The organism is Glycomyces artemisiae (assembly GCF_003002955.1).
Taxonomy (GTDB): Bacteria; Actinomycetota; Actinomycetes; order Mycobacteriales; family Micromonosporaceae; genus Glycomyces; species Glycomyces artemisiae.
The window spans coordinates 331,260-343,983 of record NZ_PVTJ01000003.1; the positions used below are offsets into that span (position 1 = coordinate 331,260).

At 72.6% G+C, this 12,724-nt stretch carries 10 protein-coding genes; 3 read left to right on the forward strand and 7 right to left on the reverse strand.

All coding sequences use genetic code 11. The features are described from left to right. Positions 1 to 4: 4 nt before the first annotated feature. From B0I28_RS10310 to B0I28_RS28250, 7 genes are all read right to left on the reverse strand, one after another. Positions 5 to 958, reverse strand: a complete 954-nt coding sequence (locus B0I28_RS10310; protein WP_106363952.1) for a DUF389 domain-containing protein — start codon at positions 956 to 958, stop codon at positions 5 to 7. Between the two features lie 46 nt (positions 959 to 1,004). After that, positions 1,005 to 1,268: a GlsB/YeaQ/YmgE family stress response membrane protein gene (locus B0I28_RS10315; RefSeq protein ID WP_106363734.1), complete on the reverse strand. Its 264-nt coding sequence runs from the start codon at positions 1,266 to 1,268 to the stop codon at positions 1,005 to 1,007. A gap of 87 nt (positions 1,269 to 1,355) precedes the next feature. Next, positions 1,356 to 1,739, reverse strand: a complete 384-nt coding sequence (locus B0I28_RS10320) for a phage holin family protein (RefSeq protein WP_106363735.1) — start codon at positions 1,737 to 1,739, stop codon at positions 1,356 to 1,358. Between the two features lie 12 nt (positions 1,740 to 1,751). Next, a complete protein-coding gene (locus B0I28_RS10325) occupies positions 1,752 to 2,045 on the reverse strand; it encodes an SHOCT domain-containing protein (protein ID WP_106363736.1) in 294 nt (97 codons plus the stop codon). A gap of 10 nt (positions 2,046 to 2,055) precedes the next feature. Further along, a complete protein-coding gene (locus B0I28_RS10330) occupies positions 2,056 to 2,460 on the reverse strand; it encodes a DUF6325 family protein (protein WP_146148039.1) in 405 nt (134 codons plus the stop codon). An 86-nt stretch (positions 2,461 to 2,546) separates the two neighbouring features. Next, positions 2,547 to 3,227, reverse strand: coding sequence for a hypothetical protein (locus tag B0I28_RS10335; RefSeq protein WP_106363738.1), 681 nt, complete (start codon positions 3,225 to 3,227; stop codon positions 2,547 to 2,549). Between the two features lie 16 nt (positions 3,228 to 3,243). Next, positions 3,244 to 10,191 carry a DUF5979 domain-containing protein gene (locus tag B0I28_RS28250; protein WP_106363739.1) on the reverse strand — a complete coding sequence of 2,316 codons (6,948 nt, stop codon included), beginning with the start codon at positions 10,189 to 10,191 and terminating at the stop codon, positions 3,244 to 3,246. Positions 10,192 to 10,429: 238 nt separating this feature from the next. On the opposite strand from B0I28_RS28250, the gene B0I28_RS10345 reads away from it, so the two are divergent. From B0I28_RS10345 to B0I28_RS10355, 3 genes are read left to right on the forward strand one after another with little or no spacing between them, the layout of a single operon-like run. Further along, complete coding sequence (locus tag B0I28_RS10345; protein WP_106363740.1) at positions 10,430 to 10,912, forward strand: MarR family winged helix-turn-helix transcriptional regulator; 483 nt, start codon at positions 10,430 to 10,432, stop codon at positions 10,910 to 10,912. Between the two features lie 53 nt (positions 10,913 to 10,965). Next, entirely contained in the window at positions 10,966 to 12,063 is a 1,098-nt protein-coding gene (locus B0I28_RS10350) for an LLM class flavin-dependent oxidoreductase (protein WP_425433438.1), read from the forward strand. Next, positions 12,060 to 12,710 carry an NADPH-dependent F420 reductase gene (locus tag B0I28_RS10355; protein ID WP_106363742.1) on the forward strand — a complete coding sequence of 217 codons (651 nt, stop codon included), beginning with the start codon at positions 12,060 to 12,062 and terminating at the stop codon, positions 12,708 to 12,710. Before B0I28_RS10350 ends, B0I28_RS10355 begins: the two co-directional genes overlap by 4 nt. Positions 12,711 to 12,724: the final 14 nt, after the last annotated feature.

Consider the following 12,724-nt stretch of genomic DNA (forward strand, 5'->3'; position numbering starts at 1 on the left):
CGGCTCAGGGCTCCCGGGACATGGCGCTCGCGTTGAGGCCCAGTTCGAAGCGGCTCCACAGGAACCGCTGGACCAGGAGCGTGCCGATCCCGGCGACGACCAGCCCTGCGAGGTTGACGCCGAGCTGGACGAGGGACGCGCCCACCTCGTCCCAGTGCGCCAAGGCGATGGCGACGGCGATGTTCCCGGCCGCGGGGACGGTGGTGACGGAGATGAAGACGCCGACGAGGGCCTGGGACTTGCGGGCGGTCATCGAGAGGATGCCGGCGACGCCCGCGAGGACGGCGACGATGAAGGACCACCGGTCGGGGTGGATGATGAAGCTGGTCAGTGGCCGGTCGTCGAGCATGGTCGGCTCGATCCAGCCGACGAGGCGGCTGGCGGCCGCGCATGCGAGGGTCACGGCGATGGCGACGGCGAAGCCGACCGCGAGGGTGCGGGCGGCCCGGCCGATGAGCGGCAGGTCGCGCTGCATGACGCCGAAGCAGAAGGCCGCGACGGGCCCGAAGTCGGGGCCGAGGACCATGGCGCCGACGATGAGGATCGGCTGGTCCAGAAGCGCGCCGATGGCCGCGATCTGCACGGCCAGCGCGAGGAATACGAGGTAGGACCAGGTCAGGCGGGTCTCGGCGGAGGTGCGGGCGGCCAGCTCCTCCCAGATGACGGCGTCCTCGGAGTGGCCGGGCGCGGCGGCCTCGGCCTCGTCGGCGCCGTCGGAGATCGACAGGTCGATCTCCTCGATGGTGATGGCCCCGGTCTCCTTGAGGCCCATGGCCCGCAGGTCGGCGAGGATCTCGTTGGCGCCTTCGCGGGCGACGTCGAACTCGATGCAGTCGCCGGCCGGGTCGACGGCGGCGCCGGGCAGGCGGACGACGTTCGCGACGGCATGGCAGTCGACGGCGGTCTTGAGGACCTCTGGGGCCAGGGCGGCCGGGGTGATGACTCGTACGTGCAGCACGAGGGGATTCTCCCCCATCGCCGCCCCGGCCGCGGTCCGGCGGGTGTCAGTGCGCGGTCTTGCGCCTGCCGGAGGTGATGGCCTCGGCGACGCCGATGAGCAGCACCGACGCGATCACCGCGACGATGAAGCCCAGGATGTTCAACTCCCAGACGTCTCCCGTGCCGAGCAGGTTCGCGATGGTCCCGCCGATGACGGAGCCGACGAGGCCGAGCACGAGGGTGGCGAGGATGCCGAGCGACTGCTTGCCGGGCTTGATGAGGCGCGCGAGCGCGCCGATGACGAGTCCGGCGATGATGAATCCGATCATGGCGACCTCCTGTGGTCTCGGTGTCGGGTTGTCTGCTCTGTTCCCCGGCGGCGCGGGTTTCACACCGGCCCGGGGTCCACAAGTGCGTTATTCGCGGCGTTTCCGGTCGGGGACGGCGAGGCCGATGAGCCAGCTGGCGACGGCGACGAGGAGCGCGCCCCAGAACGCGGGCCAGAAGCCGTCGACGGTGAACGGCAGGCCGAGCTTCGACGTGATCCAGGAGGTGAGCAGGAACAGCAGGGCGTTGACGACGAGGGCGGCGATGCCGAGGGTGACCCAGTAGATGCAGCCGCCCGCTTTGCGGATCAGGGGTTTGAGGGTGGCGTTGACGAGGCCGAAGACGAGGGCCACGCCGATGAGGGTGAGCGTGTTGCGCAGCGGGCCCGCGCCGCCGACGTCGATGCCGTCGACCACCGCCGCGGCGAGCGCGAGGGCCGCGGCGGTGACGAGCGTGCGGACGAGGAAGCGCATGGCACGGCCGGTTCAGGCCAGCAGTTTGGCTTTGGCCGCGGCGAACTCGGCGTCGCTGAGGGCGCCCGCGTCGTGGAGGTCGACGAGGCGGCCGATCTGGGCGATGACGTCGTCGCCGCCTGCGGGTGCGGGTGCGGGTGCGGGTGCGGGCGGGGCCTGGCGGTAGGCCTCGGCGTCGGCCCTGGTCTGCGCGCGGTTCTGGGAGGCGCGTTCCATGGAGCGGTTGACGGCTCCGGCGGTCCCGGCGATGACGGCGGTGCGTGCCATCGTGCCGAGCAGGCCGGGTCGTCCGACTCGTCGGATCATGGCGGGCCTCCTAGTGGTCGGCGAGTTCGGTGAGGGCGGCGGCCGGGACGCGTTCCCAGTCGAGGAGGCGTCCGCCGACGCCGCGGACGGCCCCGGCGAGGGCCCCGGCCCAGGTGTGCTCGAACAGGAGCATCCCGAGCGCGGTGTCGGGCTGGAGTTCGTCGGCGACGGCTTCGGCGTCCTCGGCGGCGAGGATGCCCGCGGGTTCGCCGACGAGCGCGGCCAGGCGGTCGTCGACGCCGGAGGCTTCGAGCCAGGCGACGGCGCCGTCGGCGCCGCGGCTGACGACGAGCGCGTCGAGGACGGTGATGGTGCCCTGCTCGCTGAGCCGTTCGAGCTCGGCGAGCACGCTGCCGTCGAACCGGTTCCCCGAGAACTCGACGAGCACCAGGTCCACTGGAGCCTTCCCGTCCATGCCGCCCCCTTTTGACGTCGTCCTGCCGGGGACGCTACACGGCGGTGCCGCCCCGGGCGCCGGTTTCCGAAGAACGCTCGCGGCGGTCAGAACGTCTTGGGGAGGGCGAGGATCACGACGGCCGCGCCGATGAACACGACGACCGCGGCGCCCGAGAGGAGCCACTGCGAGCGGGCGGTCTTCATGCGGGTGGCGACGCCCGCGAAGAACAGGGCGAGCGCGAGGATCACGGCCATGAACACGTAGTCGTCGGAGCGCTGGTTGTCCTCGTGGGCGTCGGCGGTGGCGGCCTCGGCCTGCGCGACGAGGTCGGCGGCGAGCGCGTCGGCTTCGAGCTCGTACTCGGGCATCTCGAACGGGGTGGCGGGCGCGTCGGGGTTGACCAGCGGCTGCGTGGCGATCCAGGCGTCGAACGCGGGCCGGAACTCGGGCCGGAACCGCTCGTACAGGAACCCGGAGAGCTCGGCGGGGTTCGGCGTGTAGTCCCCGGCCGGGCGCGGGGAGGTGCCCGCGATGATCTCCTCCTGGAGGGCGCCGGTCCAGGAGGTGAAGGCCACGAGGTCCTTGAGCCGGTCCTGTCCGGCGTCGGTCGAGGCCTTCGCGGACTCGGTGCGGGCGGCCCCGGCGTCGGCGAACGAGATCGCCTGGAGGCCGCTCCACTTCGCGCTCTGGAACCCCGCCCACGCGGTGCCGACGGCGGCGAGCGCCATCACCACGGTGAGGACGAGGTCGACCCAGGGCGGCAGGGCCGGTGCGCGGTCGTCCATGGCTTGCTCCTTCGGGTCAGGCGCGTCGGCGGGCGGCCAGGAGGAGTCCGGCTCCGGCGGTGAGGAACACGAGGGCCGCGGCGGCGGCGGAGCGCAGGTCGGCGCCGGTGACGGACAGGACCGCGCCGTCCCAGGCGTTGACGACTTCGGCGGCGTCGCAGGTCGCGGTGTCGCAGGCGGCGACGGTGAACGTGCCGCCCTCGGCGCCGTTGACGGCGAGCGCGGTCCGGTCGGCGCCGCCGTCGTCGGTCTCGGTGAGCGTGCACTCGGCTCCGGCGGGGAGCCCGGTGTAGGCGGCGGTGCCCTCGCCGGTGATGGTGCGCTCCGGTCCGCCGGGGATGTCCACTGCGGACCCGTCGAGGGTGCAGGCGAGGTCGACGGTGAACACGTCGTCCTCGTGGCCGGGCGCGCCTTCGCCGTCGAGGCGCTTGGCGACGGCGAGGCCGCCGAGGTCGAAGCGGTTGACGATCGTGAGTTCGGCGGTGTCGCGGCGCGGGATCGCGACCGGGTGGTCGCCGGCGACGGTGACCTCGGTGGCGCCGCCGGTCTCCGTCTCCGTTACGGTGCAGACCGATCCGGTCGGCAGGCCCTCGTAGAGCGCGGCTTCGTCCACATCGAACTCGCGGGTCGGGCCGCCCGGCACGGTCACGTCGAGGACGCCTTCACCGGTGTCGAAGGTGCAGGCGAGCGAGACGGTGAAGGGCCCGGCGCCGTAGGCGTCGGCGCCGTCCCCGGTGACCTCCTTGACGATCCGGAGCGAACCGGAGGAGACCACGTTGATCGCGTACAGGGTCGAGGTCGTCCCGGCGCCGATCGTGACGGACTCCGGCCGGATCGCCGTGAACGTGGCGCCGCCCGTGCCGGTCTCGACGGCGCTGCACACCGCGCCCGCGGGCAGGTTCGGGACGGTCGCCTGGAGCGGCCGGGCGCCGCCGAGCAGGAGCGTGTCCTCGTAGACGGTGCGGCTGCCGGTGGCGTCGTCGAGCGTGCAGGTGACCTCGATCGTGAAGGGGCCGGGCGTGACCGGGCCGGCGCCGGAGCCGAAGACCTTCTTCAGGAGCCGGAGCGAGCCGGTGCCGAACGTGTTCGACATGGTCGCGATGTTGACGGTGCCGTCCGCGTCCGGGGACAGCGTGATGTCGGCGCTGGGGCCGTGCGTGGTGGTCGAGTTGCCGCCGTCGTCCACGGTGATCGAGAGGTCGGCGCCCTTGCCGTCGGTCTCGGCGACGGTGCACTCCGCGCCCGCGGGCAGGCCGGTGAACTCGGCGCTGCCGCCGTCGGAGAGCACCGCGGTCATCGGGTCGTCGGCGCTGTGCCCGGTCGCGTAGACGGGCTCGCCGAGGAACGTGCAGTCGACGCGGACGCCGAAGGGCCCGTAAGTGATCGGGTCGCCGTTCTGGTCGACGGCGGTCGAGTCGACCTGTTTGCGGACGACGATCCCGGCGAGGTCGTACGTGTTGACCGCGGTGATCGTCTGCGGGTCCTCCGACTCACGGGTCACCGTGACGGTGGTGGCGTCGAAGGAGGTCGCGCCGTTCGCGTCGTCCTCGGTGACGGTGCACTCGGCGCCGTACGGGAGGTCGGTGACGGTGACGGTCTCGCCGGGTCTGAGGGTCTGGACGGCGTCGTCGCCGAGCGGCACGTCCCCTTCGACGCGGGTGCCGATCGCGGAGCGGCACGTCAGGTTCAGGACGAACTCGTCGGGCGCGAACGCCGCGCCGTCGCCGGCGACCTCCTTCGTGAGCGAGAGGTGCCCGGTGGCGAGGGCGACGCCGACGCGCTCGCCTTCGGTGAGCGGCAGGTTCGTGCCCGTTTCGGTCGTGCCGCCCACCGAGGCGGAGTTCCACGCCAACGTGTCGGGCCCGGCGGTGGCCGAGAAGGGCGGCGCGGTCATGCGGAACTCGAACCCGATCTTGTCGAGCGGCTGGAACCGCTGTCCGTCGGGGAAGAACGCCTCGTACCGCAGCGCCGTGATGCGCGCCAGGATCGCCTCGGTGAACGCGGGGCCGCCGAACTGCGGGAACAGCGTCCAGTTCCCTTCGGGGCAGGCGACCACGCGGGTGTAGGTGCACGGGTCGGTACTGTCGGCCCAGTACAGGCGCAGGACCGTGCCCGGCGGGACCGGCGTGGTCAGGCGCGCGGTGCCCTCGAACAGCGGGCGCCACTGCGAGCCGCGCTGGTTCGGGTTGATCGCGCCGGTGTCGCCGGGCGAGGGGAGCTGGTCGAAGCCGGTGACCTGGTTCAGCGCGAGGTTGCCGGTGTTGGTGGCCTCGAAGCGCCACCAGTGGTCGCCGCCGGGCTTGAGGACCGGCACGCACGGCGACTTGTAGAACCCGGCCGTGTCGGGTGCGCAGTCGGCGGGGTCGGTGTTCGGGTCGGTGGAGAGGTTCCCGAGCTCGTCGTCCTCGGCCCGGACGGTCTTGACCGAGCGCATCGACGCGGCCGAGGTCACGCGGATCGAGGCGCTCGCCTGGCACTCGCCGGTGTCCGGGTCGAGGGTGCCGTCGCAGGCGTCCCAGGGCCGGTCGCCGGTGACGCCCGCGGTGTTGGCGACGACCGTGCCGGCGGCGACGCCGGGCCGCACGGTGAGCTGGATCGTGATCGTGTAGGTCTGGCCCGCTTCGAGGACCGAGCCCGCGGGGAACGTGAAGCGGATCTGCTCGACGTTCCCGGTGACGTCGGCGGTGACCTCGTCGGGGTCGGTCGGCAGGGCCGTGCCGTTCGGCGGCTGCGGCGCGGCGCCCGCGAGCGCGTACGCGAAGGCGTTCTCGCCGTCCGGGTGCTGGTCCTGGTCCCAGATGAGCTGCGCGCCTGTGGCGTCGGTCGGGAGGACGTCGGTGACGACGGGGTCGACGATCGCGTGGGAGCCGGTGTTGGTGATCTGGATCGTGTAAGGGACGGCCGCGGAGGGGGCCTTGACGCCGCCGTCGACGGCGCCTGCGGCGAGCTTGACGACCTTGACGGCGTTGCGCTCGTGCTGGTACAGGACCGTGGCGGTCGCGCTGTCCTCGGCGCTCACCGGTTCGCCGCCGACGAGGACCGCGCCCTTGGCGACGACGTCGACGGTGTTGGTGGCGATGCCCGCGGCGGTCTCGCCGGGCGCCGGGTCGTTGCCCGTCAGGTCGGACTGGACTTCGCCGCCGGAGCGGAGCTCGTCGCGGCGGACGAGGGCGACGTTGACGGCCTGGAGCGGGTTCGCCGGGTTCTCCCAGATCTTCCCGTCGGCGCGGGTGAAGGTGAACCGCAGGCCCTGCACGTCGGCGGCGGCGACCCCGGCGGGCAGCGCGAGCGCGGTGGCGGGCGTGCCGTTCGTCCAGGAGCCGCCGGTGACGGTGACGCCGGAGCCGGTGTCGGTGAACGTCCCGCCGGTGAAGGCGTCGACCTGGACGCGGTCGATGGGGGCGGTGAAGCCGAACGAGCCGAAGCCGTTGAAGTCGTACTGGTTCCACAGCCGCGGTTCGTCGTCGGTGAGCGTCATCAGGTTCGTGCGGGTGCTGCCGCCGGGCCTGCCGGTGATCGTCATGGTGACGGGCCCGTGGGAGGGCTCGACGACCTGCGGCGGGCTGAAGGACTTCCCGGCGGTGACGGTGAGGTCGGTGCCGGTGAGGACGATCGCGGCGTCGTCGGTCGCGGTCGGCTTGTCCTCGTCGGTACCGCCGAGGTCGGCGACCTTCGCCTGGACGTCGTTCTCGACGGGCGAGTCGGCCGTGGTGACCGCATCGCCGGTGGAGCGGTGCGCGGCGCGCAGGCGCAGGTCGAGCACGAGGCCCGCTTCGGCGCCCGCGTCGATGCGGCCGTCGTGGGAGACGGTGACGCCGACGGCGTCGGCGAGGTCGGCTTCGGTGAGCGCGAGCGCTTCGTCCACGGTGTACGCGCCGGTCGTCCCGTCGGCGAAGGCGAGCGTCACGGTCGTGGAGGTCGCCCCGTCGGGGACGGTGATCGACACGATCTGCTTGAGGTCGAAGACGTCGAACGGGTCGGCGGCCTGCGGTTCGGCGATGGTCAGGTTGTCGACCTTCGCGGCGGTGCGGTTGGTGGCGGTGACGGTGACGCGCCCGGACGGGTAGGCGGCGGCGTCGGTGCCGGCCGGCGGGACGCCGAGGGGCCCGCCGGTCCAGGTCTTCACCACGTCGACGTTCAGGGGCACGTCGATGATGAGAACCTCGTCGGCGCCGGTGTCGGTGACGACTTCGGCGCCGCCGGTGCTGCCGGTGGCGCGGGCGGTGTCGAGGACCTCGCCGGGCGATCCGGCCACGTTGTACTCGCGGGAGCCGAGGACCGGGTCGGGGTCGGTCTGCGGGTCGCGCACGAGGTCGCGGATCTGGAAGGTGAGGCGCAGGGTGCGGTCGTTGCCGCTGGAGCGGGCGACGCCGTCGCCGACCTGCGGGAGCGTCGGGTCGGTGCCGATGCGGTCGGCGCGGGTGGGGCTCTCGGTGAAGACGAGGCGGGCGCTCAGGGTCGAGGCCCGCTCGTCGGCGGTGAGCGTGTAGCCGGGGAAGGTCCCGTCGCACGCGTCGGGGCAGGGGTCGCCCGCGGCGCGGACCCATTCGGTGCCGTTCCACAGTTCGACGCGGTCGACGGCGTCGTAGGTGAGCCACGGGTCGTCGGCGGCGCTGACGGCGTCGATGGCGACGAGGTCGAAGGCGTTGAAGAACGAGTCGCCGACGGCCGTGGTCTCGGGGTCGGCGACGTCGGAGATCACGACGTCGTCGAGGCCGGAGTAGCCGCCGGTGGACCAGTGGAGCTCGGCGTCGATCTGCTCGCCGGAGCGGGCGGTGACCGTCTTGCCCGCGCCCGGCTGCGGTTCGAGGAAGGTCTTGTCGATGAGCGAGCCCGTGCCGGGGACGACCGGGACGAGGTCGACGGTGGCGCACGCGTTGCCGGGGCGGGGCGCGGCGAGGTCGTCGGTGGAGGCGGCGGCGCCGGCACAGTCGGTGACGGTCTCGTCGGACCCGGCCGCGTCGCCGGAGCCGTCGCGCTTGTCGTCGCGCAGGGCCGCTTGGAAGTTCGGGGACACGGCGGTGCCGGGCTCGAAGCCGTCGGGGTCGGTGTAGTCGAACTTGAGGCCCTGGATGTCGTCTCGCAGGTCGGCGGGGATCGGGAGGTTGACGACGGCCGCGCCCTGGAGGTCCTCGGCGCCGGGCAGGACGACCCATTGCGTGCCGTCCCAGTACGAGATCGTCAGCGTGGCGCCCGCGGGGATCGCGGTCTGGGTGATCGCGGTGGCGTTGAAGCTGTTCCAGAACGGGTCCGGGTCGGGGTTCGGCGGCACGGTCGCCGGGTCCTGGACGGTCAGGGTGGTGGCGTCGGTGGTGGAGGCTGGGAACGGCGAGATCCGCGACGGGAGCTGGACCACGACCGTCTCGCCCGCGACGGAGTTGATCGAGGCGGGGGTGATGCGCTTGCCGACCTCGACGGCGAGGCGGGCGGCGAGGGTGGTGAGCGTGTCGGAGGCGGTCGCGGTGCCGGTGTCGTCGCCTTCGGCGACCTCGACGAGGACCTGGTTGGCGTGGACGAGTTCGTCCTCGGTCTGGTCGGGGTCGGTGTCCACGGTGAACGGGATCGTGGCCTGGGCTCCGGCGATGATGTCGCCGGTGAAGACCACGGTGAAGCCGGTGACAGTGCCGTTCGGGGCGGGGAGCGTGTCGGGGTCGGCGGCGTCGAGGGTCTCGGTCGTGCCGTCATCGTAGGTGTACGTGACGGTGGCGGCGGTGGCGCCGCTGGGCCAGGCGACCTCGTCGGTGAACCCGGTGAACGTGAGGCCGTTCGTGAACGGGTTCTCGGTGGCCGGGTCGGGTTCGGTGATGGTCATGGTGTCGACGGCGGTCCCGGCGTTGGTGCCGGTGAGCGTGACGGTGGACGGGTCTCCGGCTGCGACCGGGTCGGGGTCGAAGGACTTCGAGGCGGCGGCGGTGATGTCGAGCGGCACGATCGTGTAGTCGGCCGCGGCGTCGCCGGTGGCGGTCTGGCCTTCGGCGGCGGTCTCGGCGGTGACGGTGTTGTCCACCGCGGTCTGGGTGTCGATGCCGGTCACATTGTCGCGCTGGACGAGGTCGAGTTCGGCGCTCGCGCTGCCGCCCGCGGGGATCGGGTCGCCGTCGGCGTTCGTGAAGGTGAGGCGCACGCCGCGCACGTCGGCGGCGTCCACGCCGTCGGGCAGGGCGGCGGCGGGGCCGGGGGTGCCGGCGACCCAGGCGCCGTCGACCCAGACTTCGACGAGGACCTGGTCGGCGCCGTCGGGGAACGTGACGTCGCCGAAGCCGGTGAACGCCAGGTGGTCGAAGGGGTTCGGGGTCGCGGCGGGGTCGGCCGGGTCGGTGATGCGCAGGGAGTCGATGTCGCCGTTGGAGCGGTCGGCGGCGCCGACGGTGAGGGTGGTGGCGGTGCCGGGCCGGGCGACGCCCTGGTCGGGGTCGAAGGACTTCGTCGCGTCGACGGCGAGTTCGAGCGGCACGGAGGGCGTGACGACGGCGCTGTCGCTCTTGCTGGCGGCGTTCGAGGCGGCGACCGTGGCGTTGTTGGTGACCGGGACGCCGTCGGCCGAGTGCGGCAGGTCGGGGTCGACGCGGACCTGGATCTGCACGGTCGCGGTCGCGCCGGGCGCGAGGCCCGTGGTGCCGTCGCTGAAGGTCTGGTCGAACACGACGGTCACGGTCTGGCCGTCGGCGGTGGAGGTCCCGGAGGCGCCGGTGACCTGGGGCGTGCCCTGGACGAGGAACTCGTCGGGGATGACGTCGGTGAGGGTGGCGTCGGCGCAGCTCGGCGTGAAGGAGGTGCAGCCGATGACCACGGTGTACGTGAACGTCTCTCCTGGCTGGACGGTCTCCGTGGAGGCGGTCTTGGTGATCGTCAGCGTCGCATCCTGCTGCTGCGCGGAGGCGGCCGTGGCCGGGACCAGCAGCGTGACCAGGCCCGTCGACAGTGCGAGGACGGCCGCCGCCGCCTTCCGTCCGAACGAGCGCATGGACACCTCCGCAATCGACGACCTGTCGCCGCGCCGGAGGCACGACCCACGGGAAGATATCACTCACAGTGACGAATTGCGGCCATAAAGTACGGCCCGTCCCCCGTTCCGCGACAAGCCGCCCCGACGGGCGCCCCTGTAGTTGACGTGTCATTGATCTGGCGCTACCGTCGTTGACATGTCATGCAGCCGGGAGGTCCGGCCGAGGCGTGACCGACGATTCCTGTGGAGGTCTCCCATGTCGCAGCGCAAGGGCCGCACCGCGCTCACCCGCACCGAGCTCGACAGCTGGCGCGTGTTCGTCGAGACGACCGAGGACCTGCGCACCAGGCTCGGCGCGCGGCTTCAGTCCGAGAGCGGGATCTCGTCGGGGGACTACCGGGTGCTGCTGGAGCTGAGCGAGGCGCCGGGGCGGCGCCTGCGGTCCTCGCACCTGGCCGACGCGATCGGCTGGGAGCGCAGTCGGCTCTCGCACCACCTGGGGCGCATGGAGAAGCGGGGCCTGATCCGGCGCGAGGCCGCCGCGGGCGACAACCGCGGCGCCGAGGCCGTGCTCACCGACGAGGGCCGCGACGCGCTGCGACGCTCCAGCGTCCCCCACTTCCACGCCATCCGGGAGCTGTTCGTCGACGCGCTCACCCCCGAGCAGCTGGCGGCGGCCCGGGACGTCGCCGAGACCCTCCGCGACCACCTCGACAAGCTGGACCGGTCCGAGGCGTAGCGGCCCCGGTCACACGGCCCGCCCAATAGTTGACGCGTCATGAACATGCCCTTATGATTGACACGTCAATCAGATTCCGGTCCTCCGGCCGGGCGAAGGAGAGCAACGTGAACGCCATCGAGTTCGGCATCGACAGCTTCGGCGACCTGCCCCGCGACGAGAACGGCCAGGTCACCTCCTATGCCGAGGCCATCCGCGCCACCGTCGAGGAGGCCGTGGTCGCCGACCAGGCCGGCATCGACGTCGTGGCCCTCGGCGAGCACCACCGGCCCGAGTTCGCGATCTCCTCGCCCGAGACCGTCCTCGCCGGGATCGCCACCAAGACCGAGCGCATCCGCCTCTCCTCGGGCGTGACCGTCCTCAGCTCCGACGACCCCGTGCGGGTCTTCCAGCGCTTCGCCACGGTCGACGCGCTCTCGAACGGGCGCGCCGAGATCATCCTCGGCCGCGGCTCCTTCACCGAGGCGTTCCCGCTGTTCGGCTACGACATGGCCGACTACGACGTGCTGTTCGAGGAGAAGATCGACCTGTTCCACAAGCTCCTCGACGAGCGGCCGGTCACCTGGAAGGGCACGCAGCGCGCGACCCTCGTCGACCAGGACGTGTTCCCCAAGACCGAGTCCGGGCGCCTGCCCACCTGGGTCGGCGTCGGCGGCAGCCCGCAGTCGGTCGTCCGCACCGCCAAGTACGGCTTCCGCCTCATGCTCGCCGTCATCGGCGGCCCGGCCGAGCGCTTCGCGCCCTACGTCGACCTGTACCGGCGCGCCGCCGACCAGCTCGGCACCGCCGCCTACCCGGTCGGCCTCCACTCGCCCGGCTTCATCGCCGACACCGACGAGGAGGCGAAGGAGCTGTTCTACCCGGGCTACAAGGTCGTCCGCGACCGCATCGGCGCACTCCGCGGCTGGCAGCCGCTGCGCCGCGAGGAGTTCGACAACGAGGTCGCCCACGGCTCCCTCTACATCGGATCGCCCGAGACGGTGGCCCGCAGGATCGCCGCCGCCGTCCGCGCGCTCGACGTCGGCCGCTTCGACCTCATCTACTCCGCGGGCGGCGCGATGTCCGCGAGCGCGCGCCTGCACGCCGTCGAACTCTACGGCGACAAGGTGGTCCCGATGGTGAAGGACCTCCTCGCGGACGGCGCCCGATGAGCCGCCTCCACACGGTCGGCATCCTCGGGGCGGGCAAGGTCGGCACCGTCCTCGCCCGCCTCGCGGTCGCCGCCGGGTACCGCGTCCTCATCGCCGGGTCCGGCGACCCCGCGAACATCGCCCTCACCGTCGAGGTCCTCACCCCCGGCGCCGAAGCGGTCGCACCCGACGTCGCGGCAAGCGAGGCCGGCATCGTGATCCTCGCCCTCCCCCTGGGCAAGTACCGCACGATCCCGGACCCGGGCGACGCGCTCGTCGTCGACGCCATGAACCACTGGTGGGAGGTCGACGGCCCCCGCGAACGCGTCCTCGACCCTGGCGTCACCTCCAGCGAGGCCGTCCGCAAGCACCTCGGCGCCGACCACTACGCCAAGGCCTTCAACCACATGGGCTACCACGACCTCGAAGCCGAAGCGCGGCCCGCGGGCGCGAAGGGCCGCAAGGCGATCGCGGTCGCGGGCGACGACGACGCCGACGTCGCGGCCGTCGCCTCCCTCGTCGACGCCCTCGGCTTCGACCCGGTCCTCGCCGGTCCCCTCGCCGAAGGCGCCCGCATGGAACCTGGCACCCCGGTCTTCGGCGCCAATGTGGAAGCGCCGGAACTCAAGCGGCTCCTCGGCGCCTCGGGCCCGCCGCAATCCGGTTGAGGAGTCGCAGGGGT

Excerpts from the sequence above, each read along its gene's own strand:
- B0I28_RS10345 (WP_106363740.1), top strand. The coding sequence starts at position 10,430 with ATGTCGCAGCGCAAGGGCCGCACCGCGCTCACCCGCACCGAGCTCGAC.
- B0I28_RS10320 (WP_106363735.1), bottom strand. The coding sequence starts at position 1,739 with ATGCGCTTCCTCGTCCGCACGCTCGTCACCGCCGCGGCCCTCGCGCTC.
- B0I28_RS28250 (WP_106363739.1), bottom strand. The coding sequence starts at position 10,191 with ATGCGCTCGTTCGGACGGAAGGCGGCGGCGGCCGTCCTCGCACTGTCG.
- B0I28_RS10350 (WP_425433438.1), top strand. The coding sequence starts at position 10,966 with ATGATTGACACGTCAATCAGATTCCGGTCCTCCGGCCGGGCGAAGGAG.
- B0I28_RS10330 (WP_146148039.1), bottom strand. The coding sequence starts at position 2,460 with ATGGACGGGAAGGCTCCAGTGGACCTGGTGCTCGTCGAGTTCTCGGGG.
- B0I28_RS10355 (WP_106363742.1), top strand. The coding sequence starts at position 12,060 with ATGAGCCGCCTCCACACGGTCGGCATCCTCGGGGCGGGCAAGGTCGGC.
- B0I28_RS10325 (WP_106363736.1), bottom strand. The coding sequence starts at position 2,045 with ATGATCCGACGAGTCGGACGACCCGGCCTGCTCGGCACGATGGCACGC.
- B0I28_RS10315 (WP_106363734.1), bottom strand. The coding sequence starts at position 1,268 with ATGATCGGATTCATCATCGCCGGACTCGTCATCGGCGCGCTCGCGCGC.
- B0I28_RS10335 (WP_106363738.1), bottom strand. The coding sequence starts at position 3,227 with ATGGACGACCGCGCACCGGCCCTGCCGCCCTGGGTCGACCTCGTCCTC.